Below are 25,315 nucleotides of genomic sequence, written 5' to 3'. Positions count from 1 at the left end.
TCAATATTACGGACGACGCGGCGGGCTCTGTCCGGACGGCTATGATTACAATTACTCGCAGGGACAGTGCTACCCGCACGGGGCACGTGCGCCGGGCATGTATGGGCGGTAGTCATCGCCGTGCTGAGGCGGGCGCTCAGTCGCGTCGGCCGCCGTCGATCACCGTGAACAGCGGCCGCGCCGGGGTGGGTTCGACCAGCAGCTCCTCTACCAGTGCGGTTGCGGCATCGACATATTTTCGGGTCGGCTTGTCGAGAGGGCGCTTGGCCTCGTCGTCGAGCGCGACTTTTGCGGCCTCGACCAGCTTGCGCATGCGCGCGGCATGGTCGTCGCCCGCGGTCAATGTCGCGCGCGCCAGCGAGCGCAGCACGAACAGCTCGCCCTCGAGGCGAAGCAGACGGTCGTTGAGCCTGGTCAGGACGGCGTTGAGGTCGGCCATGGCGTTCGAAGCGGAGGATCCGTCCTGATCTAGCCGCGATCGGTGAACGGAGTGCAAACGGCGCCGGCGCAATTCGGCGGATCCGGCGTCACCGCAGGCGGCTTACCATTCGACGCCGGCCCAGCGCCGCCCGAACACCGGTGGCCTCGTCTTCACGGCCTGCCAGCCGAAGAAGTGGTGCTTGCCGGACCAGGCATGCACGATGCCGCTGCAGATGCCGCATTTGAAGTTGCCGCTGTGAGCCTCGCTGTGCTCCTCTCTGGTCGCGGTGTAGTTCATGCCGCAACCGGTGCAGGTGAATTCTTCGATCGTCCAGATGCTGTTGGCCATGACCCAGAATGCGTTTCGGTGACTACGAAGAAAGGTAGTCACCAGCATTTGCAGGGGCGTAAACCGGCGCGGGGAAATCCGGTTAACCCGCGTTAGCCAAGCCGGGTTGGGGGCGGGCGATGTGGTATCCGGCAGCCGGTCGTCTTGACGCCAGATACGTTGCTGGCAATAACGGCTGAGCCCGCAAGCGCGGAAGTTGCGTTCATGCCGCAAGGAAAGCTGTGCCCGTGAAAAGCCTCCGTCAGTTGCTGACGGGCGAGGACGTCATCCAGCTCGTGATCCGCCTCGGCCTGCTCGCCCTGCTGATCATCTGGACCTTCCTGATCATCCGCCCATTCGTGCCAATCCTGGCCTGGAGCGGCGTGCTGGCGGTCGCGTTCTATCCGGCATTCAGCTGGGTCGCCAAGATCCTGGGCGGCCGGCCCAAAACCGCAGCAATAATCCTGACCCTGATCACGCTGGGTATCGTCATCGGCCCGGCGACCTGGCTCGGCATCAGCGCGGTGGACGGCGTGCGTGAGCTGGCGCACCAGCTCGGCACCGGCGACCTCGTGCTCCAATCGGCTCCGGAGCAGCTTAAGTCCTGGCCGCTGGTCGGCCCCTGGCTCTACGAGCTCTGGGATCAGGCCTACAACAACGTTCGGACGGCGGTGCGCGAGGTGGCGCCGTATCTTCAGCCGCTGGCCGGCCCGCTGCTCTCGCTCGCGGGCGACGCCGGCCTTGGCACGCTCCAGTTTCTCGTCTCCGTGTTCGTGGCCGGCTTCCTGTTTCCGCATGGGCCGCGCCTGGTCGCGGCCGGCCGCAACTTCCTGTTTCGCATCGTGCCGGAGCAAAGCGAGCATTTCCTCTCGCTCGCCGGTGCGACCATCCGCGCCGTGGCGCAGGGCGTCATTGGCGTGGCGATCGTCCAGGCGCTGCTCGCCGGAATCGGCTTCAAGCTCGCCTCGGTGCCGAGCGCGGGCCTTCTTGCCTTCATCGTGCTGCTGCTCTCGATCGTGCAGATCGGTGCTTTCCTGGTGCTGCTGCCAGTGATCATCTGGATCTGGACCGCTAAGGACGTCACCACCGCGCTGCTGCTCACCGTGTTCTTCGTCCTGGTCGGCTTCATCGACACCATGCTGAAGCCGCTGGTCATGGGCCGTGGCCTGACCACCCCGACCATCGTGATCTTCGTCGGCGTGATCGGCGGTACGCTGGCCCACGGCATCGTCGGACTGTTCATCGGACCGATCATCCTGTCGGTGGCCTGGGAAATGATGATGGCCTGGATCAGGACCGAGGACCGGGCGGAGACGGGGAAGGGGTGATCTCGCGCCCGCCAGCGCGGTGTCAGCCGCCCATGCCGGTTAGCTCGTGGCTTGTGATCAAGGCGCGTCGCTAACTTGTCTGTTTGACTAGACAAGTTACCATTGGGTCGATTCTGTTTTCGACAACGGCAGCAATGGCAAAGTCTTCCAAGCTGGTTGCCGCCAGGCGCGGCAAGGTATTGTTGGTCAGACGCCGGTCGGACGGCCTGTGGATGTTTCCGGGCGGCCGCAAGCGTGCGCGCGAGTCGGAGAAGGACTGCCTGCGGCGGGAGATCAAGGAGGAATTGCCCAAGCTGAAGCTCGGCAGGATCAGCCTCTGGAAGGAAGTGAAGGCGAGGAACAAGCGCTCCGGCCGCAAGATGAGCGACGCGATCTTCATCGCCAAGTCCGCCAAGGGCAGGCTGGCGATCGGCGACAAGAAGGAGATCGACCGCGCCGCCTGGCACAAGCCCCGCGGCATCCGCCTGACGGCGACCTCGCGCTACATCCGCGACCGCCTGTTTCCGCGCAAGCGGCGGCGAAGCTGAGCCGCTAGTCCTCCCGCGCCGCCGATCGCGTCCTGCCAGCAAACCTCCTCGATTGCGCCACCTCCGGCTCGGGTGCGGCGAGCTTCGCGGCCTGGAGCTCCCGCATCTCCTTGCGGGCCTGGCGCGCACTGCGCATCGCCCGCTTGATGAAGGGATGCTGCGAGTCCTCGGCGAAGAACAGCACGACTTCGCAGCTCGGACATTGCCTGGAATAGCCGTCCTGCAACCGGCCGGCGCGATCGCGAAACACGTTCTTGCACCGCGTGCACTGAACCTGGACCGAACTCATGCGCGGATGACAATCACTTTGAAATGGATCGTCAGCTGATCCGAAATGTCTGAAGAAAGCTTGAATGCCGGCCTGGCCCGATGCCGCCAGACATCGCCGAGCCAACTAGGCGTGTGAACCAGTTCACAAGCGCGCGGCGAAACCGCTGCTATGAAGACGTCATTGCTTAACCGATTCATTTCGAACGAAACGCCCCAGCGTTGCTCCAAGCGCTGGGGCTTTTTCGTGCCTCCATTCTCACAGCCAAGAGCAGATCGAAAGGGATCGCGCCGCCGCCTCGAACGTTACCGAGGAGGGGTGCGTTCGCAGGGCAAATCCCATATGCATGGCGCCGAGCTGCCGATTCGAGGGGCAAGGCGGCTCGCATTCAGTTTGCGGCGGTTCAAAAGCAGAAACGGGTCCAAGTGAGGCTTTCCACGAAGGCAAGGGTGGCCAAGAAGCCGCCGAAGAAGAGCAAAGGATCGCAGCGCGCCACGATCTCGTCTTCGTCGCCTCTCGGCATGATGGCCCTTCATCTGCTTGGACAATGGAAGCAGTCCGGACGCAGCGGCATCGTGTTTCTCGCCGAGAGCGAGAACAGGGCGGAGCGGCTCGGCAGCGTCATTCACGCGCTCGACCCCGCCTGCGAGGTGCTGGTGTTTCCGCGCTTGAATACCTTGCCGTTCGATCAACTGGAGCCCTCGCACGAGCTCGCGGGGCGCAGAGCCTCCGTGCTGAGGCGCCTTGCGAAGTCCAAGAAGCCGGTGTTTCTGGTATCGACGGCTGAAGCGGTGATGGAGCGGATGCCGCCGCCGGCCAGCCTGTCGCGCCTGAGCCTGAGCTTGAAGGTGGGCGGCACGTTCTCCGAGCAGGAGCTGGAGTCCCGCCTGCAATCCCTCGGTTACGATCTTGACGATGAGCCGGATTATCCGGGCGGGGCGCTGTTCCACGGCCAGACCTTCGAGATATTCCCGGCGGGCGCGCTGGGGCCGTTCCGGATCGAGCATTCGCAGCACACGATCAAACGGATCGTGGCCTTCGACCCGCATGAGCACAGGATCATCTTCGAGACCAGGGAGCTGCTCGTCGATCCCATGTCGGAGCGGCTCGGCCTTGCCGGCAAAGGCGGTAAGCGCGCCAGCCTGTTCGATTATTGCGTGGGCGCCAGATGGATCGCCGATGCCGGCGTGCCGTCGCATGCCGACGGATGGCTCGATACGATCGAGGAGGCCGCGCCCCGCAGCGAGCGGGAGCGCGAATATCTCGGGCGCAGCGATTGGAAGCGGCTCTCCAAGGGCATCAAGGTGCTGCCGCGGACGGCACCGTTCCAGGCCATCCCGGAATTTTCGAAGCTGACATCCTCCCGGAAGGCGTTGCGTGGCTTCGTCGAGGAGACGCGCCGGGCCGGGTCGCGGCTGATCCTCGTTGCCGCGCACGAGGACGATCTGCGCGTGATGGAGCGGATGAGCGGCGTCAAGGCGGAGCGCTGCGAAGACTGGGAGGAGGCGGCCCGCGGGCGGGGCGGTGAGATGGCGCTGCTCGCCGATCTCGATGCCGGTTTCGTCGTGCCGGCGAAGAAGCCTCTGGTCGTGGTGACGGCGTCCGACGTGCTCGGCAGCCGCGCGCATCATCCGCAGCCGATGGCGCGCGCCTGGAGCGCGGCCTTCGACCATGCCGATGCGCCGGAGCAGGGCACGGTGGTCGTTCATCTCCAGCGCGGCCTTGCCGTGCTCGACGGCCTGCAGACCGTCAACACCGGCGGGGGCGCGATGCGCGAGATGATCCGCCTGAAGTTCGCCGGCGACAATGCGGTGCTGGTGCCGCCGCCCGATCTCGCCTTGATGTGGCCTTACGCCGCCGAGCTCGGCAGGCTTTCGCTCGATAAGGCGGACGGCAGCACGTGGTGGGCGCGCCGCAGCGAGGCCGAGCGCGAGATCCAGATCGCCGGCAAGGCGCTCGCCAAGCACATCAGCCAGCGCCGGCGGCGGCGCGGCGAAAAGCTGGTGCCGCCGGGATCGGCCTACGAGAAGTTCGTCGCGCGTTTTCCTTACTTCACGACGATCGACCAGGCCCAGGCGATCCGGGACGTGCTGGATGATCTCGCATCCGGCCATCCGATGGATCGGGTGATCTGCGGCGATGTCGGCTTCGGCAAGACCGAGGTCGCGCTGCGCGCGGCGGCCGCGGTGGTGCTGTCAGGCAAGCAGGTGGCGGTCGCGGTGCCGACGACGGTGCTGGCCCGCCAGCACGTCGCGACGTTCCAGAAGCGATTTGCCCCGTTCGGCATCGAGGTCGGCAACCTCTCGCGCGCCACTTCGGGCGCGGCGCTGCGGGAGACCAGGGAGGGCCTGCGCAGCGGCCGGATCAAGGTTGTGATCGGCACGCAGGCGCTCACCGGCAAGGACGTCAGGTTCGACGATCTCGGCCTCGTCATCGTCGACGAGGAGCAGCATTTTGGCGCGGCGGAAAAGGCAAAGCTCGCAGGGCTCGCCAAGAACGTCCATGTGCTGATGATGAGCGCGACGCCGATCCCGCGTACGCTGGCCGCCGGTCTCGCCGGCTTCCGCGATCTCAGCGTGATCGCCTCGCCCCCGGTGCACCGGCTTCCGGTCGCGACCCGGATCGCGCCGCTATCGGATGCGGCGATCGCCTCGGCGCTGCTGCGCGAGCAGCGCCGCCACGGCCAAAGCTTCCTGATCTGCCCGCGCATCCAGGATCTCGATCCCATGCTGGCGCGGGTGCGGGCCGTGGCGCCGGACCTGCGCATCGTCTGCCTGCACGGCAGGTTGGCGGCCGACGAGATCGACGACCGCATGATGAGCTTCGTCGAAGGCCATGCCGACGTCCTGCTCGCGACCAACATCGTCGAGAGCGGCCTCGACATTCCACGCGCCAACACCATCGTGGTGTGCTGGCCGGAAAAGTTCGGCCTCGCCCAGCTGCACCAGCTGCGCGGACGCGTCGGCCGCGGCGGCATCCGCGCCTTCGCGCATCTCTTGACCGAGACGGAGTCCGGACAATCCGAGAAGCGCCTCGCCGTGCTCGAGGAGTTCAGCCGGCCGGGCGCGGGCTTTGCCATCAGCGAGCGCGACCTGGATCTGCGAGGCGCGGGCGATTTGTTCTCGGAGCAGCAATCCGGCCACGTCCAGGTGTTCGGGCCCGTGCTCTACAGCCACCTGCTGAAGATGGCCTCGGAGAAGAGCGACGAGCAGCTGTGGGTGCCCGACCTCAACCTGCCGGTCGGGGACATGCTGCCCGAGAGCTATGTGCAGTCCGAGCCGGTGCGGCTCGAGCTCTATGCCCGCGCCGCACGATGCAACGACGAGGACGATCTCGACGACCTCGAGGAGGAAACCTCCCGCCGCTTCGGACCCTTGCCAAAGCTCGCGCGCGACTTCTTCGCCGCGGCCAAGCTCAGGATCGAATGCAAGCGACGCGGCATCATCCGCCTCGACGTCGGGCCTGAAGCTGCGGCCGCGACGTTCCTGCCCGGACGCCTGCGCAAGTCGCGAGGCAAGTCACTGCAACGCGACGGCGACCGCGTCGTCTATCACAGCCCGATGCGCGATGCGCCGTTCGAGCGGGTGGAGGAGCTGTTCGAGCTGCTGGACGAGGGGTAGGGGCTTGCGCGTTCGTCAGCGCGCAACTGCGAATTCGTAGCGGAAACCCTGCTCCACCATTATAGTTAATTTGGGCGTGGCGAAGGAGATCGTCCGATGTCACATGCCATTCGTCCAGTGATTGCCACGATTGTCGCAGGCTCATGTCTGTTGGCCCTGGTGCAAGCGGGCGGCGCAAATGCCGGCTCCGCCGGAGCGGGCATGGGAACGGGGCAGGGTAGCGCTGGCGGCTCGGCGCCTTCTGGAATGGGGACGAGTGCGGGCAATGCAGGTCCCTCAGCACCCCCAGGGATGGGGACGAAGGACATCGCGCCCGGCGGAGATCTGGGCACCAACAGCGAAGCGACCAATTCGAACGTCCAGCCCGCCACGCCTGCGAGGTCGCGGGCGGCAGCTCAGGCCGCGAGAAATGCCGGGGCTGGTCGCGCTCAAAATGGCCTGCCGATCGGCGCAATTGGCAGCGGCACGAGCAATGAAGATCAAAAGGCCGCTGGTTCGGCGTTCTCCCAAAGCAGATTCCGACCGGCAACACAGGCTCAAGGAAACGCCAGTGTTGGTTCAAATAGTCTGTCAGGGAGAGGCTCGAGCCTTTCGGACCAGATCAGTCGGCCGCGAGCCGCACGAGCTGGAGACAAGGTGCTGGATGCCAAGGCCCGGGTCGAGCGACGAACGACTGTGTCGCCCAAACGCGTTACGAGCCCGATAGGACCAGGTTTGTAATCTGCGAGCGACGGGGGAACAGGTCGACTCGGTGCATCGCGCTCTACCAAAGCACATGTGGCGCTCGCGGTTTGAGCGGACGCACGAGCTGTTCGAGCTGCTGGACGAGGGGTAAATCGGAAAGTGCGAAAACAACCCCATGCACAGTAGCTATGTGCTTGTGCGATAAGGCGTTCTGCATTCGGCGCGTCCATCGCGGCCGAGGTGGCCCAAGCAAGCGTGGTCCACGACCCGGATCAGGCCTATCGTGCCGAGTCCGTGCCGGAGGCGCCGTGACTTGGCCGTTGATTTGTCGGCAAAACAGTGGCATTATGCCAACTTCGGAAAATCCGTTGCTGGCATGGCTGTTGCCGGATGCGCGGCGAGGAGCTTGCGCCGGATCCGTAATCGGCCGGGGGCGCCGGCCCGTCCGCCGGCCGCGCCGCTAACGCGGAATTAATCCAGAAAGCCGACAATTTTAGGCAGTTGTGTATGGGTGCTGCGTAAGCGGATCGTCGCGAGGGCGTTCCAGGGGGCGGCTTCCTGTTGCTCGCTCCATGGGGGTCAGTGCAAATGACCACGTCCTTCGAAACGCCAAGCTTCGCCGAAGAGCTCGACGCCGTCGCCCTTGCAGACGCTGCAGGCGCGCAGGAACCCGCAGGCCCGGAAGCTGAAACGCCGCCAATCACGCCCCGCCGCAAGACGATCCTGCCGCTGGCGGTGTGTGCCCTCGCCATCAACGGCGCGGCGGCCATCTATACGTCGCCCTCCGGCATGCCGTCATTGAATGTTGCCAGCCTCGCCGAACTGCTGCCGCGGCAGGAGGCACCGGCACCGAAACCGGATCCGGTCGTCACCGCCCTGAAGGAGATCCAGTCGGCCCAGCAGCAGCACACCGCTTCGCTGCATGAGAACAACCAGACGCTGCAGCAGAATGCAGCCTTGCTGCAGCAGGATTCACTCTTGCTGCTGTCGCTGCGGCAGAGCATCACGGACGAGCGGGTCGACGTGAAGAAGATCTCCTCGCAGCTGTCCACGCTGATCGCCAAGGTCGACTCGCTGCAGAATGTGATGATGTCGGACGTGACATCGTCCGTTCGCAGAGCGAATGCGCGCTACGGACTATCTGCCGCGATGCGCAAGCGGCTGGTGCGTGAGCCCAAGCCCCTGGGGCCTCTAGGGCCGGTGTCGATCGGAGGGGCTCCGCTGACCGCGCCGGCTGCGGTGGCGGCGCCGGAGAGCTGAGGACGCGTTCTGGCTAGGCCGCTTCCTCCTCGAACGAGGTATAGACCCGGCCTGTGGGATCAACGACCTGAACGTCCCAGCATCCGTCCTCGACCAGCTCCCTGGCCTTTTTGAGGGCCGCGGCGAGTGAGGACCGCTTGAGATTGACGACGCCCGCCGTGTCGAAACCGTTGATTTCAAACATGCCGTTCCTCCGGTTTTGGGGAATCCTACACGTTTCCGGCGCGATGTCAGCGGGTTTGTCAAAGTTTCAGTTGCTGGGCCTTGGCCTCCAACCGTATTCCTGATGGGAAATCGTGGCGGTGATGTCGGCCTCTTTGTCTGCCGAGAGGCGCCAGGCCGCCACTCCGAAGCACAACGTCAGGACCAGGGCCGTCGCAAGCAGAAGCATCGAGACGAAATGGCTCACGCGGGTCACCAGCGGTTGGAAGCTCCGAGAGAGCGAACACGGGCTGCCGATTCGAAAAATACAGACGGGCTGACCTAAAGCCCTGGTTTCCACATCAAGTCACACAGGACCAAAGGCGCTCACGATCCCGATCGTGATCGGGACCAGCGCGACGATCGTCCATAAGGCGGGCGAGCTGGAAGACAGACCGGCGAAAAAGATCAAAAGACCGAAGCCCACAAGGGCCGCCGAGATGGCATAGGCGAGTGCTTTTTCCATCGTTCGATCCACGAGGAAACGGGATGGATTGCGCCTGTAGGACTCAATGCCGATCGAAACGTTCCCATGCTGATCTGGATTGGCGGTGCATCAGCATCTCCGCAGCTCCGCTCAGCATATCGACCACCACTGCTGCTTCGAAGCCTGGAGCCACAAAATCACTGGGCCATGTCTGCGCGGATCGGGCACCGGATCCGCGGCGTGCTTCTAAGGCCGAAACGGGTCGGTCCCGGCCTTCCGCTCAACCATCGCCATTTCCACTTGGTCAGCAAGGACCGTGAGGTGGCTTGCGAGCCTGTCGAACACTTCGCGCTTGGCTGGATCGGTAGCCAAGTCGCGGATCAGGGCGCGTTCGGCCGCATCTTTGCAAGTTTCTCGATCTGCGCCAGATAGTCCTTCATTGGCAATTGGCTTCGTTCTGCGCAAACAAAACGTACAAGCAATGTGCGAAAGCGAGCAGAAGCGATTGCCGATTTTTCCTAGTCTTCGGTGGCTTTGGCCTTCCCCAAAGGTCCAAGCACCTCCAGCGGCCCCGGCCTCACACCCCAAAAGCCCCCCACGGTCGGGGCCGTCATTGGCGCTAGGCGCGATTTGCGATCGTGGCCGTGGCGCCTGCCTCTGAGCGTTCGCGGATGGAGGAGCCGAGTCGCATCGCACGAACTGCGACAACGGCGCAGCACTCTTCAAAGGAACTGACTCCATGCCTCTGCATTCCTCGATTGCATGATTTTCCCACTTTTCGGTCGGCTCGTTGACGGAGGGGGTACATGGGCACTTTCGATCACACCGCTGTTCTGAAGCAGCGTTTCGATGAGCTTGCTTCTGGGCTTTCCGCATTGGAAGATCTGCGCTCGCGCGTAGTCGCAGCCGAGCAAATGCAAGAGAGGCATAGTCACGCGGGCAAGCCGCCCCCGACAATTCGCAAGGGTGGCAACCCTAAATCGCGATCAGCAGAAACCGATCGGCCAAAGAGGCGCTAGGCGCGGCCCCCGGTTCACGCTTCAGAACAAGGGCCGCCGCTCTGGAACAGCGGCCCTACCGGGTTACGATAGATCCGAGATGAAACTTGCCAGCCCCGGTAACGACATGTTCGTCCTGGAGGGACGTTCCTGCATCAACAAACGTGAATCCAAAGGAACGGCCCCGGGCGTCCCGGGGCTGGCTGCGGACACACCGAGGCCGCCCGACGCACCACTCAGCGTGGCACGCCGGGTGATATCGTCTGCTCAAACATTCGAGCTGGGTGTCTCAAAAGATACCGTCCAGCATTAAATTTTCGAGGTCTAGGCCAGAACCAGCCCCGACGGCAACGCGAACGGCGGCCGGTGAACACGTTCGAATGCGGCGCCCGAGAAAGGAGGCCGCAACCATTGGGGCCTACCGGTTCACGCTGGCGGACCACCATCGTTCGCCGCACGCGACCTCTCCGCGCGTGAGGGCATCAGCAGAAGTAGCAATTGTTCAGCTCGCTCCTTGGTCAGATTGGCCGCCATATCGGTCCCGATCAGTGCTGGGCCCCTGCGTTCTCGATCGTAGACCATCCAACCCTTGCCGCCCATGCGAATGAAAAATCGGCTTTGCGACGGAACCTCGTCAGTCAATGAAGCATGCTCCCGATTTGCCCAGCACCTCTCAGGAAGGGGCATTCTTCTTTGTAGCTTCATTCGCATATGTGAATCGTTTCGGGAAAAAGTGGCAACTGGCCGAGTTTTCGTTCACAGTTGAGTGCACTGTCACCGTAGATTGTCAGATCCGGCGGGCGGGCTGCTTGGAACGCCTCGCTTGACTTCACGACCGTGGTCACGCGCCAGCGGTTGTTGAGTTCATGGGGAAGCCAATGATGCGGTGCGCATCAACCGGCGAAGCTCCGGCCTTCCTGCGTCAGCTCGAAGCTCTCGCCATTTGCGCAGAGCAAACCCGCCTCGACCATTTGCTTGGCCAATGACAGGCTGCACACCGGCTGCGAGCCGCCCGGATGATACAGCTGCGCGCCCCGCGCGATCAGGTGCCCATACAGCAGAGCGAGCCGCAGCGGCCTGACCATCCCGGGCGAGACATTTGGCATTCCTGCCAAAGCGTGCGGAAGGCCCTTCGTTCCTGTGTGGAGTCGAACGACTGACAATTGTCAGTCTGCGGAGCATTGACCGCGGCTGGCTGCAGCTAATCGCCCGCGAGCGACTGCATCGCTTCCAAGAGGCGTTCAAGCCCGAACGGCTTCTGGAGCATGATGCTGCCGGACACCGGACGCGGAGCGGCGTGCGTGTAGCCGGTGGCGTAGATCACAGGCATGCGCGGATTGGATTGCCTGCACTGGATGGCGACATCCCAGCCCGTCAGCGAGCCCGCCAACCTGATGTCGGTGAACAAGAGATCGGGTGTGGCTTCGGCACAGAGCTCGAGCGCGCGCTCGCCGCTATCAGCTTCCATCACCTCGTGCCCGTGAGTCTCCAGGATGTCGACCACCACGTCCCGGATCAGGTCTTCGTCTTCGGCTACAAGAACCCGCAAGTCTCCCTCCAGTCGCGCTCTTCGTCCACGACATGAGGACCCATGCGCAGAAAACATAGTGCCGGCTGGTCGGCGCCGCCTCCGCCAACTCGGCCGACGAGCCAGCGAGACTCAAGCTGGAACGGGTGACCTTTGTTCCTGCCCACCTGCTGAGCCGGACGGCATTTCGATTTTTGCGACTTGATTTTATTGGTGAGCGCGCTGGGGCTCGAACCCAGGGCCGGGAGCCTGGATCGGGCAATGAACCAAGAGCATGCGAGGCGACTATTTCACCGACATGGAGCAGGACGACAGCGACGCTGAGGACGATGATCCGGAGGAGGCGAAGCAGCAGCCTCCGGAAATGTGCCCGTGCGCTTGATTCTGCTCATGCCATAGCGGTTGTCTCACGAGTCTCGAAATCGAACGCTGCCGGGCTCGAAATACATGTCCCGGCAGCGTGTCATTCTCAAACTGAGCGCTGAAATCCCAGTTGGCTTCGACTGTGCAACGGACATGCCACAGGCTTGTGACAGGAGCCCGCCGGTTCGCGCTGGCGGGCCTTTGATAGCTTAATAGTAATGGCGCCTTGGGCGGTGATAATAGTCGCCATAACCGTAATATCCCTGCCGGCCCTGCTGAAACTGTGGCGGCACCGTGCCGTTGGGGTAGCACCGACCGTCTCGAATATCGACGTCGGCGCCGTGGCCGCATCGGACGGGATGTCTACCGTAGCCTCCACCGTAACCTCCGCCGCCGCGATGATAGTACTGCCGCGCAGCCTGTTCTTGAGGAGGGAGGGCTCCGTTCGGATAACACATGCCGTCTCGGGCGCTCAGATCCCAACCGTGGCCGCATGGAGGCGGGTGTCTTGGCACACCATACTGGACCTGCTGGATGGGTGGCTGAACCAGCCCCGGCACGGGCGGGCCCATAAGTAATGCTGCGGCGAGCACGGAAACGATCATCTGAGAATCTCCATGGGGCGCAGCGTGCCTCAGCACGTATGAACCCGCTGTGAATGGCACGGCTCACGTTGGCGGCTTCTTCGCAAAGCCTAGGGTTAGCACCATAACCACTGCCAAGAGAACCCAGCCGACAATATCGATGGCGGTCATGGCTGCACCCGGCGAGTGTGCACACTGTGTGCAGGCCCCAAAAATCCCCTCAACTCGAAGGGCTGAATTTTGGCTCTAGGTGCTTGATTAGCTTGGTGAGCGCGCTGGGGCTCGAACCCAGGACCCCGTGATTAAAAGTCACGTGCTCTACCGGCTGAGCTACGCGCTCCCATGGCCGCTGATGGCTCGAAGAGATCGCCATCGTGTTCGGACATTCGAGAGGCATGTCTTGCCGCTTCGCCTAGAGATCGCGTCGCGGGGAAAACCGGCTGTTTCCGGATCATGCCTTCGGCCCGCGCTGTGTAGGGGGAGTGGCTGCGGAGGTCAATAGTGCGGGTGGTTGCCGAAGATCGCGGCAGGATCGGGGATTTGCCTGGGCTATCCGTCGCTTAGGCCAAAATTCTCACCTCGATTGGCGGCCGGTCATCCACGCCGGAGACCGCGTGATTCCAGGCACGAGGCCGAAGACCGGCGTGGAGCAGGATCAGTTCGTCTCCCGCCGGACCTCGCTCGGCACCGGCTGCGGCGTGCCGGTCGGGTGGGGCAGCGCGACCGGGCGCAAGCCGATCAGCTCGGCGGTGCGGATCGCGCTGTCGCGCCAGAACTGGAACGAGTTGATGCGGCTGAGCTCGAGGATGGCGATGGCGACCGCGGCGAGGAACGGCAGGCTCTGCAGCACCAAAACGCCGGCGAAGATGTAGATCTCGGTGATCTGCTTGTAGCTGTTGGTGGCGATCAGCACGCCGGCGCCGACCAGGAGCAGGGTGCCGATCACGGCTTCCCAGAACGCCTGGAACTCGATCGACATGCGGGACAGGCCGCCTTTGGAGGTGCGGGCGAAGGCGATGTGCTCGGTGATCAGGCCCTGCGCCACCGCGCGCGACACCGTCCATTGCACGCTCATCGCCGCGATCATGGCGCCCAGCATCTGGCCGGGCTTGATGGCGACGCGGGCGCGGTACATCGACAGGAAGTGCACCAGCGAGACGATGAACGCGCCGATAATCGGCAGCGTCAGGATCTTGTCGGGAATGGCGATGTCGGCGAAGGCGACGATCGGCACCCAGATGAGGTTGAGCAGCGCCACGACCACGCCGAGGCTTTCGGCGCCCAGCCAGTTCAGCCAGCCGAGGCCATATTCGCGCTTCTGGTCGGGCGTCAGCCGGCTCGCGCCGGGCAGGAAGCGGCGCCAATGCTTCTTCACGATCTGCAGGCCGCCATAGGCCCAGCGGTGCCGCTGCTTCTTGAAGGCTTCATAGGTGTCCGGCAGTAGGCCTGCGCCGTAGCGGGTGTTGGTGTAGTGGGTGGTCCAGCCGAGCTCTTGGATGGCAAGGCCGAGATCTGAGTCCTCGCAGATCGTGTCGCTCGACCAGCCGCCGGCCATGTCCATCGCGGCGCGGCGGATCAGGCACATCGTGCCGTGCACGATGATGGCGTTGGCCTCGTTGCGCTGGACCATGCCGATGTCGAAGAAGCCGGCATATTCGCCGTTCATGATGTAGTGCATGATCGACAGATCGCCGTCGCGGTGCTCCTGCGGCGCCTGCACGAGGCCGACGCGCGGGTCGGCAAAAGCAGGCACGAGGTCCTTCAGCCAATCGGGCTCGACGACATAGTCAGCATCGAGAATGCCGATGATCTCGGCATCCGCCGCGGTGCGGTCCATCGCGATCCGCAGCGCGCCGGCCTTGAAGCCCTGCACCTTCTCGGCGTTGATGAACTTGAAGCGTTCACCGAGCGCGCGGCAATGGTCCTGGATCGGCTGCCAGAAGGCGGGATCCGGCGTGTTGTTGATGATGACCACGCATTCGTAGTTCGGGTAGTTCAGCCGCGACAGCGCATCCAGCGTCTGCTTCAGCATCTCGACGGGCTCGAAATAAGCGGGGATATGGATCGAGACCTTGGGGCAGTAATCCTCGGGCACGTTCTCGACCGGCTTGTTCTTGGCGATCAGGCGCTGCGGCGGCCGGCCGAAGGCAACCGCGGCGATCTCGTCGATGCGCGCCATCGCGATGAGGACCAGCGGAACAAGGAGGATCATGCCGAGCGTCAGCGCGAAAGCCGAGCCGAACAGGAAGTAGTGGCCGTTCCAATAGGCGAACACGGTCGCGGCCCAGGCGCCGACGCCGTTGGCGGTCGCCGACAGCAGGAAGGCTTGCTTCGCGGTCGCCTTCTCGATCCGCAGGATCGGTAACGACAGCAGCACGCCGACCAGCAGCGCGATGCCCATCAGCTTCCAATAATCGGGGTTCTCGACCGGGCCGGTCCAGGCGAATTTCGGCTCGCCGCTGGCATTGAGGACGCCCCAATACGGACCGACGCCGCCTTCGAAGAATTTCCAGGGCCGATCGAGGGCTTCGACGATGTTGTAGTCCATGCCGAGCGCTTCGGCGCGGGTGACGAAGTTGCGCAAGGTCAGCGCCTGCTGGAACGGACCTGGATCTGCGTTGCGCAAATTATAGCCTGCGCTCGGCCAGCCGAACTCGGCGATCACGATGCGCTTGCCCGGGAACTGATTGCGCAGGAGGTCGTAGCGGTCCACGGCCTGGTCGACGGCCTGATCCGAACGGAAGTTTTCCCAATAGGGCAGCACGTGCGCGGCGATGAAGTCGACGCTGGAGGCGAGGTCCGGAAAATCGCGCCAGATGTTCCAGATCTCGCCCGTCGTCACGGGAACACGGACCGCGCTCTTGACCTTCTTGATCTTGCTGATGAGGTCCTCGACCTTCATCTCGCCGCGGTAGATCACCTCGTTGCCGACCACGATGCCGATCACGTTGCTGTTCTTGCGGGCGAGCTCGATGGCGGCCTTGATCTCCCGCTCGTTGCGATCCTCGTCCTTGTCGATCCACGCGCCGACCGTGACCTTGAGGCCGAACTCGGCCGCGATCGGCGGCACCAGCTCGCTGCCTTCCGTCGCGGTGTAGGACCGTATAGCTCGCGTGAGGGTCGACAGCTTCTTCAAGTCCGCGCGAATCTTGTCAGGGTCGACCTTGAGGTCGACGACATGGCCCGGTTCGAACGGCGTATAGGACAGGCTCGGCACCAGGCCCTTGAAGTCCGGCGCAGGTTCCCTGTCGCGCAGGACTCCCCAACTGCCTGCGTGGAGCGCAGACACGAGCAACAGAACGGCGGCGACAACGCGCATCGCGGCTAAACCAATAGGGGCTGAGGTGGCAGGGAAGCGGATCCGACCCCGAGATCCGACCAAGTCCGCGGCAAAGGGAGCATATCTCTGCCGCGCGGTTTCACAACTGTCATGGCCTCATGTCCTTATGAGGGCATGGCCTTTTCGAACGACGCGCGGCAGTGCCAACCGTCTCTATGGCCGGTCGTTCCTGAACGGCAGCTGAAACGACCGGAGCTATTTTGGCTTGGGCTATTTCGCCGGCGTGGGGGACGGGCTTGCCGCAGGCGAGGGGCTCGCGGCCGGCTGCGGCTGCGCATTGGCGGCCGGCGCTGCCGGCTGGGCGGCCGCGGCCGCCGCCTGCTGCGGCTGGGCGGCCGGGTTGATCCAGCACGCGTGCACGCGGCTATCCAGAGTTTCGGCCACCTTGGGGTCGATCTGGCCGCCGAAACGGGTCAGGCAGCGGAACGCGGCCTGGATGTGGCCGCCGGGACAGCCGAAGCGGTCGTAGAGGTCGAGATGACGGAATGCGGTATCGAGGTCGTCCCGCCACATCAGCCGCACCACGCGCCGGCCGAGCCAGACGCATTCGGGATTGCCGGCCGGGCCGTTGATGACCTGGGCGGCTTCTGCGAACTCGTCGGTGCGGCGCTGATTCTGGGCGGCGTCCTTGGCGGCGTCGGCGGGCTGGGCGGCCGCCTTGCCCTGTTCGGGGCCCGGCGGACCGCTCTGGGCGGAAGCGCCGCCAGCACCGGTCAGAACGAGCAGGCAGGAGACGGCCAAGGTGGCGGCGAACTGCCGCAGGACCGCATTTCGTGACTCGAACACCCGTTGCCGCATGAATTCCCCAATGTATGCGCTGGCCGTCCGCGTCAGGAGCCCCGCGGACGCGCTAGCTGATGGCGTCCAAATGGGTCTCCAATGCGGCGGAAAAGTCTTTCGGAGTCCATGACCTGTATTTCGAATTTTGTCCAGCAAAGTCACGATCCTAGATCACGGTGAACCGGCGCAGGTAAATTCCTTGGGGGCGCAAGGGATCCACCGGACGTGCCCCCTTGGCAGACGGCGTGCGAGAAGGTAATCGACGGCCCTTCGCGGAGGACGGAACCGATTTCTCTTCGTACGCCACTGGCGCTTCTGCTCGTCTCACTGGGTGCGATCGCTGCCGTGTGGTGGTGGCTTGCCACGCCGATCACGCTCGCGCGCGCCCCGATCGATCCCGCCGACAAGGTTCAATGCGTCTCCTACGCGCCGTTCCGCGGCGAGCAGTCGCCGCTGGACGCATGGACCCATATCGATGCCGACCAGATCGAACAGGACCTGCGCCAGCTCAAGGAGATCACCGACTGCGTCCGCACCTATTCGCTGGAGAACGGGCTCGACCAGGTGCCGGCGGTCGCCGCCAAGGTCGGCGGGATGAAGGTGCTGCAGGGCATCTGGCTCTCGAGCAACCGCACCAAGAACTACGAGCAGGCCGGGCTCGCCATTCGCCTCATCAAGCAATTCCCTGACGTCATCACCTCCGTCATCGTCGGCAACGAGGTGCTGCTGCGCGGTGAGATGACGACGGCGGACCTCGTCGCTCTCATCCGCCTGGTTAAGACCCAGGTCGGCGTGCCCGTGACCTATGCCGATGTGTGGGAATATTGGCTGAAGAACCGCGAGGTGTATGACGCCGTCGACTTCGTCACGATTCATATCCTGCCCTATTGGGAGGATTTCCCGATCAGGGCGAAGTTCGCTGCCGCCCATGTCGAACAGATCCGCGAGCGCATGGCGGTGGCGTTTCCCGGCAAGGAGATCCTGATCGGCGAAACCGGCTGGCCGAGCGCGGGCCGCATGCGCGACGGCGCACTGCCCTCGCGCACCAATCAGGCGCGCGTCGTCTCGGAAATCCTCGGCCTTGCGAAGGCGCAGAAGTTCCGCGTCAATCTCATCGAGTCCTACGACCAGCCCTGGAAGCGCAGGCTGGAAGGCACCGTCGGCGGCTATTGGGGCCTCTACGACTCGGTGCGCAGGAGCCTGAAATATCCGCCGGGACAGCCGATCAGCAATTTCCCGTACTGGAAATGGTACATGGGCGCCGGCATGGGGCTTTCCGTCCTGGTGTTCGCTGTCGCGCTGATCACGCTGCGCCGCCGGCCGTGGACACCGCGTTTCCCGGCCTGGCTCGGCGTCGGCATCTCGGCGACGACCGCCGGAATCCTGCTCGGGATCGGCGCCGACAAGATGTACTACGAGAGCTACGGGATCGGCGGCTGGCTGCTCTGGGGCGCGTTGCTGCTGGCCGGCATCCTGTCGCCGATCTTCTGCGCGCAGGCGATGGTGATCGGCCGCAGCCTGCCGACCTTCCTCGACCTGCTCGGCCCGCGCGAGGGCCGGAAATGGTCGAAGCTCACGGCGGTGCTCGGCCTGACGCTGGCGGTGACCGCGGTGATCGCTTCCGCGACCGCGCTCGGCTTCGTGTTCGATCCGCGCTACAAGGATTTTCCTTACGCCGCGCTGACGATGGCTGTGGTGCCGTTTGCGCTTCTGATGCTGAACCGGCCGCAGATCGGCCAGCGTCCGATCGCCGAAGCGGTGTTCGCGGGGGTGCTGGCGCTGTCCGCCGTGTACGTGCTGTTCAACGAAGGTCGCGACAATTGGCAGTCGCTGTGGACCTGCGCGATCTATCTGTTGTTCGCGCTCACGCTGTGGCGGGCGCGGGCCGAGCAAAGCCAAGGATAAGCAGGCCGATCGCAAGGCCCGACAGCACGACATTGTAGAGCACGATGCCGAGGCCGGCGGCGATGAGGCCGACGGTCAGCAGCACGATCGACGGCCGCATCAGGTTCAGCGTCGCAACCACCAGCGCCACGATGCCGAACACCGAATTCTTGAACAGCACGGTCGAGACCGAGCGCGACTTGCAGACCAGGGTCTGAAGCCCGGCGTCGCAGGCGAGCGCGACCTGCGAAAACTCGATCGCGAGATAGCGCACGTAGAGCGCGCAGCCGACGGTGACGAATCCGACCACGAGCAGGAACTGCACCTGGTAGGGCGTGAGGCGGAAGGGCTTCTTTGTCATGGCGGCAATATGGTCGGGAAGGCGCGGCCAGGCAACAGGGCAGGCGAGGTTTCTGTTGATCCGCCCGGGCACTCTCCAGGAACACGCGAGCCTCCCGCTGGTTCTCAACATTGTGTTGCCAACACCGCCTAGGAGTGAGGCATGGACAAGCCGACGCAGGAGCAGCTGAGCGAGCTCAAGAGGCTGAGCAAGGAGGCGCGGGTCGAGGATTGGTCGGACATCGTCCAGTCCAAGGACGAGGCGGAGATGCGCATCCGCGATCTGAAGGAGAAGGCGCGCATGGAATAGGTCATCGCCTGCGCCAAGGGCGATCAAGGACGATCAGCTGCGACCTTGCGTGTTCCGGCTCTGCTCCGCCAGCCGGCGCTCGTATTTTTCCGCCAAGGCGAGCAGTCGCTTCCTGATGTGGGGATCGGCCAGCTCGGCCAGTTCGCGGATCAACGCGAGTTGCTCACGCAGAAAGTTCGCGTCCGTCATCTCCGCTCCGAATCAAGTCCGGTGCGGAGTGTGCCGTGTCAGGTTGGTCTCGTTCGTATCATTTGGTACTTGGGCGGAGGCATGAAGCCGCTCACCGGCCATGTGCGACTACCAGACTTACTTCAACCCCAGGCGACGTTCGAGCCAGCTGAGCGCGAACAGCACGAATAACGTGACTGCGATGGCAGCGCCCACCAGCAGCCAGGCGCCCAGCGCGCAGGCGATGCCAAGACCGGCAGCGATCCAGACAGTCGCCGCCGTAGTGAGGCCATGAACCGTCTTGGCCTTGACGTCGTGCAGGATGACGCCCGCACCGATGAAGCCGACGCCGCTCAGCACGCCGGTAACAATGCCTTGGACCACCCTCGAGACCGCATCCGGGTGGTCGCGCAAATTCTGAAACTCGATCACGGAAATCGAGATCAGCGCAGAGCCCAAGGCCACCAGCGCCAGGGTGCGCATGCCCACCGGCTTGTCGTTCATGTCGCGGTCGATGCCGATCACGAGGCCCGTAGCCGCCGCGACGAGTAGCCTCAGCACATCATCCAGTTCGTTCATCAAGACCCGCGTTTCTGGAGGGGCGACGCTTCGCGCACGTCGGACATGGACCTGCGAACTTGCTGCCAAGCGCGGCCGAGGTCCAAGCGTCCGTTGGTCGCATGCTGGCTGCGTGCGCCGGGACCGAGGCGTCATTGTCGCCTGAAGAACGACGACAGCGTCGATCCCGCGGACGACGCTGCCGCCTCCGGTTTCGCCGGTGCTGGCGCCGGCTGCGCGGCGGGAGCGGGGGCGGGCTCGTCGCGCTTGGTGCGTTTTGAGGAGTAGCTGCGGCGGCGTTGCGGCTTTTCGGGCTTCGCGCTCGACACAGGGGCCGTTTCAGCTGGAGGGCCAGCGTCCTGGCTCGTCTCCGAACCCTTGTCCGGGACTCTGTCCTGAGTCTTCTCTTGCGCCTTGTCTTGTACCTTGTCCGGACCGCCACGCATCGACAGGCGCTGGCCATCGAACACGGTGGTCTCGCAGTGACGATTGCTCTCGGCGAGACCCGCGCAGAATTTTGCGGCGGCGGCGGCATTGACCAGGGGGCCGGCGCCCAGGCGGAGCTGCATGCCGAGGCCGGTGTTGCCTTCCTTGATCATGATGATCGGCCGCAGCGCTGCGATCTCCGGGTTGGACTTGGTCACGCCGCGCCAGAGCGCGCGCAGGCCGTCGATCGAGTTGGCGCCGCCGAGATCGATCGCAAAGCGCGTCTGCTGAACGGCGATGGCAGGGGATTCGCTCTCGGCTGGCTCTGGCGGCTTGGTTGCTGTCGCCACGATTTCGGCTGCGGCGGGCGCCGGCTCGGCCTTCTGCTCGGCTGTCTCAGGTTGAATCAGTTTCGATGCGGCCGGATCAGGTGGCGCCATGAGCGACTTGGCGGGCACCAGCGGAATGGTCGGCAGCGCCGAAGTCATGGCCGGATTCTGTTGCACGAGCGAGGCGGCGGCCGCGGTCTGCGGCGGCGGGCTCGGCGGCTCCTTCAACGTTTCCTTCTGAGCATCCTTTGGCGAATCCTTCTGAGCATCCTTGGCGGCTTCGCTGCGCGGCTTCTCGCTCGTCGCCGTCGGCGTCGAAGCAACCGGCGCGACATTGGGAGCCGCGGGTGCTGCGTCCTGCGGCTTCGCGCCCGGCGGCGGCGCGGCCGCTTGCTTCGCTATGGCGCCGGTGACGGAATCGAGCCCTTGCTCCAGCACGGTGACGCGCGAATACAGCCGGTCGCGGTCGCTGTTCAGCGTCTCGATCGCGGCGGCGAGCCGGCGCGCTTCGTTCTGGCTCTCCTTGGTCAGCAGCTGCAGCCGGTCGGCCTGGCGCACGAGATCGGCGGACGCAACCTGGTCGCGCCGCCAGCCGAGCTGGGCCTGGTTGGCCATCAGGGCAATGACGACGGCGCCGACGGCCGCCACGCCCCACGAGCCCAGCCGCCACATCATGCGCCGGTCGAAGGCACTTTCCTCGGCCAAAAGTCCGGAGAACAGCCCGCCGGTCTCCTTAGTGGAGAAAGCGTCCGCCAGTGGGTCGGATTCCTTTGCCATGAATGTTAAGCGCCCAGCCCCGTCCGGCTTCCCCGAATCAATCAGGGAACATTAACAGGAAAAGCGCGCCGCACTTGAATTCCGGGCGTTTGCGGGGGTAGCAAGGCGATAGCTTCCGAGGGCGTTGCCGCCCGTCCGCGCCAATTTGATTCGGCCATAGCTGTCAGGATTTCGATGACCGCCCGTTCCAGCCTCACGATCGTGCTCGCCGCCGGCGAAGGCACGCGCATGCGATCGAGCCTGCCGAAGGTGCTGCATCCGGTCGCGCACCGGAGTCTGCTCGCGCACGTGCTCGCCGCCGCACCCAAGGGAACCGGCACCTCGCTCGCGGTGGTGATCGGCCCCGATCATCAGGCGGTCGCCGACGAAGCCAAGCGCATCCGTCCCGACGCGCTGACCTTCGTGCAGGCCGAGCGGCTCGGCACCGCGCATGCGGTACTGGCGGCGCGCGAGGCGATCGCGAGCGGCGCCGACGATCTCCTCATCGCGTTCGGCGACACGCCGCTGATCTCGGCCGAGACCTTTGCGCGGCTGCGCGCGCCGCTCGCCCGCGGCGCAGCCATTGCCGCGCTCGGCTTTCGCGCCGCCGACCCGACCGGCTACGGCCGCTTCATCGTCGAGGGCGACCGCCTGGTTGCGATCCGCGAGCAGGCCGATGCCAGCGCGGACGAGCGCAAGATCGATCTGTGCAATGCCGGCGTGATGGCGATCGACGGTCGCCGTGCGCTCGACATTCTCGGGCAGATCGGCAATGCCAATTCCAAGGGCGAATATTATCTGACGGATGCGGTCGAAATCGTCCGCAGGCAGGGATGGGAGTCGGTGGTGATCGAAACCAGCGAGGACGAGGTGCGCGGCATCAACACCAAGGCGCAGCTCGCCGAGGCCGAAGCCGTAATGCAGGCGCGTTTGCGCAAGGCGGCGATGGAGGCCGGCGTCACGCTGATCGCGCCGGAGACGGTGTATCTGTCCGCTGACACCGTGTTCGGCAAGGACGTGACGATCGAGCCGTTCGTGGTGATCGGCCCCGGCGTGTCGATTGGGGACGGCGCGGTGATCCATTCGTTCTCGCATATCGTCGAGACTACGCTCGGCAGGAAGGTCTCGATCGGACCCTATGCGCGGCTGCGGCCCGGCACCTCGCTCGGCGACGGCGCGCGCATCGGCAATTTTGTGGAGACCAAGGCGGCGACGCTGGAGGCCGGCGTCAAGGTCAACCATCTCTCCTATATCGGCGATGCCACCGTCGGCGCCAATTCCAACATCGGCGCCGGCACCATCACCTGCAACTACGATGGCTTCAAGAAGCACAAGACAGTGATCGGGCAGGGCGCCTTCGTCGGCACCAACTCCTCGCTGGTCGCCCCGGTGACGATCGGCAATGGTGCCTATATCGGCTCGGGCTCGGTGATCACGAAGGACGTCCCCGACGACGCGATGGCGCTGGAGCGGAGCCCGCAGACGATCCGGGATGGCGGCGCGGCGCGCTATCGCGAGATGAAGACCGGCGGCAAGAAGCCGGAGACGTGAGCGGCGCTATTCTTCGTCGGCGAATTCGGAGAAGATCGCGCGGGTCAGGCGCCAGCCGCGCGGCTTGGCGCGCTTCACCGGCTCGCCTTCGGGATGCTTGATGAAGAGGGGCTTGTTCTCTTTGCCGCGCAGCGGCGGCGGCCAATGCGCAAGGTGCGTGCCCGTGGTCTCGCTGGCGCGCAGATACATCGACGACAGACCCTTGCGGTCGGATGAGCCTTTCATGGCCTGGTTCTCCTGACCGGAATCGTTGGCCAAATGTATTGACAATCGGTTAACGTGCGCGGTTTAAGCCGGCCAATTCGACGCAGACGACGCAGCGGTCGCGGGCCCGTGCTGTCTCAATCAGCAATAATTATTGAGTATCTGGTTCCCTGCTATTTTCGCTAAAAACCGGGCGCGTCGTTTAGGCGATTTTTTCGACGATTTGGGGGATAGTGATCCGCATGTGCGGGATTGTCGGCATTCTCGGGCGCGAGCCGGTTGCAGAGCAATTGGTGGATTCGCTCAAACGCCTCGAATATCGCGGCTACGATTCCGCGGGCGTGGCCACGCTCGAAGGCAAGCACCTGGAGCGCCGCCGCGCCGAGGGCAAGCTGAAGAATCTGGAGAAGCGGCTGGAGGCCGAGCCGCTCAAGGGCACCACCGGGATCGGTCACACGCGCTGGGCCACCCACGGCAAGCCGACCGTCAACAACGCCCACCCGCACGCGACCGAGCGCGTCGCCGTGGTCCACAACGGCATCATCGAGAATTTCCGCGAGCTGCGCGAGGAGCTCGAAAAGAAGGGCACGGTGTTCCACACCGAGACCGACACCGAGATCGTGCTGCATCTTGTCGACGATTTGCTCACGCGCGGCAATAAGCCCGTGGAAGCGGTGAAGCTGACGCTGGCGCGCCTGCGCGGCGCCTTCGCGCTCGGCTTCATCTTCGCTGGCGACAACGACCTCATGATCGGCGCCCGCAACGGCCCGCCGCTGGCGATCGGCTACGGCGACGGCGAGATGTATCTCGGCTCGGACGCCATCGCGCTCGGCCCGTTCACCGACACGATCAGCTATCTCGAGGACGGCGACTGGGTGGTGCTGACCCGCAAGAGCGCCGCGATCTTCGACAAGGACGGCCATGCCGTCCAGCGCGACAAGATCAGGCACGCCGCCTCGACCTCGCTGGTCGACAAGGCCAATTACCGTCACTTCATGGCCAAGGAGATCCACGAGCAGCCGGAGGTGGTCGGCCACACGCTGGCGCGCTACGTCGACATGGCAACCGAGCGCGTCGCGCTGCCGGTCGCGCTGCCGTTCCATTTCAAGAACATCCAGCGCATCAACATCACCGCCTGCGGCACAGCGAGCTATGCCGGGTTCGTTGCCAAATACTGGTTCGAGCGCTTTGCGCGCCTGCCGGTCGAGGTCGACGTCGCCTCCGAATTCCGCTACCGCGAGGCGCCCTTGCGCAAGGGCGACCTCGCCATCTTCATCTCGCAGTCGGGCGAGACCGCCGACACGCTGGCGGCGCTGCGCTATGCCAAGGCCGAGGGCGTGCACACGATCGCGGTCGTCAACGTGCCGACCTCGACGATCGCGCGCGAGAGCGAGACGGTGCTGCAGACGCTGGCGGGACCCGAGATCGGCGTCGCCTCGACCAAGGCGTTCACCTGTCAGCTCATGGTGCTGGCAAACCTTGCGATCGCGGCCGGCAAGGCGCGCGGCGAATTGTCGGACGAGGACGAGACCAAGCTGGTCCACGGGCTCGTCGAGGTTCCGCGCCTGATGGCCGATGCGCTCACGAGCGAGCTCCAGATCGAGAAGCTAGCGCACCGGATCGCCAAGTCGCGCGACGTGCTGTATCTTGGCCGCGGCACCAGCTTCCCGCTGGCGCTCGAAGGTGCGCTCAAGCTGAAGGAGATCTCCTACATCCACGCCGAGGGCTATGCCGCCGGCGAGCTCAAGCACGGCCCCATCGCGCTGATCGACGAGACCATGCCGGTCGTCGTCATCGCACCCCACGACCGCGTGTTCGAGAAGACCGTCTCCAACATGCAGGAGGTCGCCGCGCGCGGCGGCAACATCATCCTCATGACCGATGCCAAGGGCGCGGCGGAGGCGACGGTCGAGTCCCTCATCACCATCGTCATGCCCGATATGGCAGCAGCCTTCACGCCGATGGTCTATGCCGTCCCGGTGCAGCTGCTCGCCTATCACACGGCCGTCGTGATGGGGACCGACGTCGACCAGCCGCGCAACCTCGCAAAATCGGTGACCGTGGAATAGGCAATCTGGATATCGATCGGCCGCTCTCTTCCAAAACCTGCTAGAAGACCCTAGCTTGTGGTAGC

At 64.5% G+C, this 25,315-nt stretch carries 22 protein-coding genes, 1 tRNA gene and 1 pseudogene; 8 read left to right on the top strand and 16 right to left on the bottom strand.

Annotated elements, in window-relative coordinates:
* Positions 1 to 136: 136 nt before the first annotated feature.
* Both I6F24_RS21920 and I6F24_RS21915 read right to left on the bottom strand, forming a co-directional pair.
* Positions 137 to 439 (bottom strand): hypothetical protein, encoded by a 303-nt coding sequence (locus I6F24_RS21920; RefSeq protein ID WP_027575377.1) that lies wholly within the window; start codon positions 437 to 439, stop codon positions 137 to 139.
* Positions 440 to 541: 102 nt separating this feature from the next.
* Positions 542 to 769, bottom strand: coding sequence for a hypothetical protein (locus I6F24_RS21915; protein ID WP_036012574.1), 228 nt, complete (start codon positions 767 to 769; stop codon positions 542 to 544).
* A gap of 221 nt (positions 770 to 990) precedes the next feature.
* On the opposite strand from I6F24_RS21915, the gene I6F24_RS21910 reads away from it, so the two are divergent.
* Positions 991 to 2,076: an AI-2E family transporter gene (locus tag I6F24_RS21910; protein ID WP_036012571.1), complete on the top strand. Its 1,086-nt coding sequence runs from the start codon at positions 991 to 993 to the stop codon at positions 2,074 to 2,076.
* A 134-nt stretch (positions 2,077 to 2,210) separates the two neighbouring features.
* Positions 2,211 to 2,603 (top strand): NUDIX hydrolase, encoded by a 393-nt coding sequence (locus I6F24_RS21905; RefSeq protein WP_157286040.1) that lies wholly within the window; start codon positions 2,211 to 2,213, stop codon positions 2,601 to 2,603.
* 4 nt (positions 2,604 to 2,607) lie between these two features.
* On the opposite strand, the gene I6F24_RS21900 is transcribed toward I6F24_RS21905, so the two are convergent.
* Positions 2,608 to 2,892: a hypothetical protein gene (locus I6F24_RS21900; protein WP_036028134.1), complete on the bottom strand. Its 285-nt coding sequence runs from the start codon at positions 2,890 to 2,892 to the stop codon at positions 2,608 to 2,610.
* 500 nt (positions 2,893 to 3,392) lie between these two features.
* Between I6F24_RS21900 and I6F24_RS21895 the strand changes: the two genes are divergently transcribed.
* Both I6F24_RS21895 and I6F24_RS21890 read left to right on the top strand, forming a co-directional pair.
* Positions 3,393 to 6,491, top strand: coding sequence for a DEAD/DEAH box helicase (locus tag I6F24_RS21895; RefSeq protein ID WP_036028132.1), 3,099 nt, complete (start codon positions 3,393 to 3,395; stop codon positions 6,489 to 6,491).
* A 1,272-nt stretch (positions 6,492 to 7,763) separates the two neighbouring features.
* Positions 7,764 to 8,435, top strand: coding sequence for a hypothetical protein (locus tag I6F24_RS21890; protein WP_036012564.1), 672 nt, complete (start codon positions 7,764 to 7,766; stop codon positions 8,433 to 8,435).
* Between the two features lie 13 nt (positions 8,436 to 8,448).
* On the opposite strand, the gene I6F24_RS21885 is transcribed toward I6F24_RS21890, so the two are convergent.
* The 8 genes and pseudogenes from I6F24_RS21885 to I6F24_RS21850 all read right to left on the bottom strand — a co-directional run bounded on the left by I6F24_RS21885 (position 8,449) and on the right by I6F24_RS21850 (position 16,674).
* Positions 8,449 to 8,619, bottom strand: coding sequence for a hypothetical protein (locus tag I6F24_RS21885; RefSeq protein ID WP_167361663.1), 171 nt, complete (start codon positions 8,617 to 8,619; stop codon positions 8,449 to 8,451).
* Between the two features lie 324 nt (positions 8,620 to 8,943).
* Positions 8,944 to 9,102, bottom strand: a complete 159-nt coding sequence (locus tag I6F24_RS21880; RefSeq protein WP_164936882.1) for a hypothetical protein — start codon at positions 9,100 to 9,102, stop codon at positions 8,944 to 8,946.
* A 207-nt stretch (positions 9,103 to 9,309) separates the two neighbouring features.
* Positions 9,310 to 9,503 (bottom strand): annotated as a pseudogene (locus I6F24_RS21875) (hypothetical protein).
* A gap of 1,451 nt (positions 9,504 to 10,954) precedes the next feature.
* A complete protein-coding gene (locus I6F24_RS21870) occupies positions 10,955 to 11,146 on the bottom strand; it encodes a hypothetical protein (RefSeq protein ID WP_225156487.1) in 192 nt (63 codons plus the stop codon).
* Positions 11,147 to 11,262: 116 nt separating this feature from the next.
* A complete protein-coding gene (locus tag I6F24_RS21865) occupies positions 11,263 to 11,610 on the bottom strand; it encodes a response regulator (protein ID WP_036012559.1) in 348 nt (115 codons plus the stop codon).
* A gap of 1,190 nt (positions 11,611 to 12,800) precedes the next feature.
* A tRNA-Lys gene (locus I6F24_RS21860) sits at positions 12,801 to 12,876 on the bottom strand.
* Between the two features lie 315 nt (positions 12,877 to 13,191).
* Positions 13,192 to 15,855, bottom strand: coding sequence for a glycosyltransferase (locus tag I6F24_RS21855; RefSeq protein WP_036028126.1), 2,664 nt, complete (start codon positions 15,853 to 15,855; stop codon positions 13,192 to 13,194).
* A 231-nt stretch (positions 15,856 to 16,086) separates the two neighbouring features.
* Positions 16,087 to 16,674, bottom strand: coding sequence for a hypothetical protein (locus I6F24_RS21850; RefSeq protein WP_036012549.1), 588 nt, complete (start codon positions 16,672 to 16,674; stop codon positions 16,087 to 16,089).
* Positions 16,675 to 17,001: 327 nt separating this feature from the next.
* Between I6F24_RS21850 and I6F24_RS21845 the strand changes: the two genes are divergently transcribed.
* Positions 17,002 to 18,561, top strand: coding sequence for a beta-1,6-glucan synthase (locus I6F24_RS21845; protein ID WP_036028124.1), 1,560 nt, complete (start codon positions 17,002 to 17,004; stop codon positions 18,559 to 18,561).
* Here I6F24_RS21845 and I6F24_RS21840 read toward each other — a convergent pair.
* Complete coding sequence (locus I6F24_RS21840; RefSeq protein ID WP_036012544.1) at positions 18,521 to 18,901, bottom strand: hypothetical protein; 381 nt, start codon at positions 18,899 to 18,901, stop codon at positions 18,521 to 18,523. The two genes, I6F24_RS21845 and I6F24_RS21840, sit on opposite strands and share 41 nt — an antisense overlap.
* 141 nt (positions 18,902 to 19,042) lie before the next feature.
* On the opposite strand from I6F24_RS21840, the gene I6F24_RS21835 reads away from it, so the two are divergent.
* Positions 19,043 to 19,189, top strand: a complete 147-nt coding sequence (locus tag I6F24_RS21835; RefSeq protein WP_156447140.1) for a hypothetical protein — start codon at positions 19,043 to 19,045, stop codon at positions 19,187 to 19,189.
* 33 nt (positions 19,190 to 19,222) lie between these two features.
* Here I6F24_RS21835 and I6F24_RS21830 read toward each other — a convergent pair whose 3' ends face one another.
* The 3 genes from I6F24_RS21830 to I6F24_RS21820 all read right to left on the bottom strand — a co-directional run bounded on the left by I6F24_RS21830 (position 19,223) and on the right by I6F24_RS21820 (position 21,447).
* Positions 19,223 to 19,378: a hypothetical protein gene (locus tag I6F24_RS21830; RefSeq protein ID WP_157786023.1), complete on the bottom strand. Its 156-nt coding sequence runs from the start codon at positions 19,376 to 19,378 to the stop codon at positions 19,223 to 19,225.
* Between the two features lie 117 nt (positions 19,379 to 19,495).
* Complete coding sequence (locus I6F24_RS21825) at positions 19,496 to 19,936, bottom strand: MgtC/SapB family protein (RefSeq protein ID WP_036012541.1); 441 nt, start codon at positions 19,934 to 19,936, stop codon at positions 19,496 to 19,498.
* Between the two features lie 131 nt (positions 19,937 to 20,067).
* The gene (locus tag I6F24_RS21820) at positions 20,068 to 21,447 is read right to left on the bottom strand and encodes a hypothetical protein (protein WP_036028123.1); all 1,380 of its coding nucleotides are present in this window, start codon (positions 21,445 to 21,447) and stop codon (positions 20,068 to 20,070) included.
* A 174-nt stretch (positions 21,448 to 21,621) separates the two neighbouring features.
* Here I6F24_RS21820 and glmU point away from each other — a divergent pair, with 174 nt between their 5' ends.
* The gene (glmU, locus tag I6F24_RS21815; protein ID WP_036028122.1) at positions 21,622 to 22,977 is read left to right on the top strand and encodes a bifunctional UDP-N-acetylglucosamine diphosphorylase/glucosamine-1-phosphate N-acetyltransferase GlmU; all 1,356 of its coding nucleotides are present in this window, start codon (positions 21,622 to 21,624) and stop codon (positions 22,975 to 22,977) included.
* Between the two features lie 6 nt (positions 22,978 to 22,983).
* On the opposite strand, the gene I6F24_RS21810 is transcribed toward glmU, so the two are convergent.
* On the bottom strand, positions 22,984 to 23,202 hold the full coding sequence (locus I6F24_RS21810) for a hypothetical protein (protein ID WP_036012532.1): 219 nt from the start codon (positions 23,200 to 23,202) through the stop codon (positions 22,984 to 22,986).
* Between the two features lie 221 nt (positions 23,203 to 23,423).
* On the opposite strand from I6F24_RS21810, the gene glmS reads away from it, so the two are divergent.
* Positions 23,424 to 25,250 (top strand): glutamine--fructose-6-phosphate transaminase (isomerizing), encoded by a 1,827-nt coding sequence (gene glmS, locus I6F24_RS21805; RefSeq protein WP_074447963.1) that lies wholly within the window; start codon positions 23,424 to 23,426, stop codon positions 25,248 to 25,250.
* The last annotated feature ends 65 nt before the right edge of the window (positions 25,251 to 25,315 follow it).

This window comes from Bradyrhizobium sp. BRP23 (assembly GCF_020194135.1).
In the GTDB taxonomy this organism is placed as follows: Bacteria; Pseudomonadota; Alphaproteobacteria; order Rhizobiales; family Xanthobacteraceae; genus Bradyrhizobium; species Bradyrhizobium yuanmingense.
The sequence above is the reverse complement of the archived record's forward strand: the minus strand, read 5'-3'. Positions and strand labels throughout refer to the sequence as shown.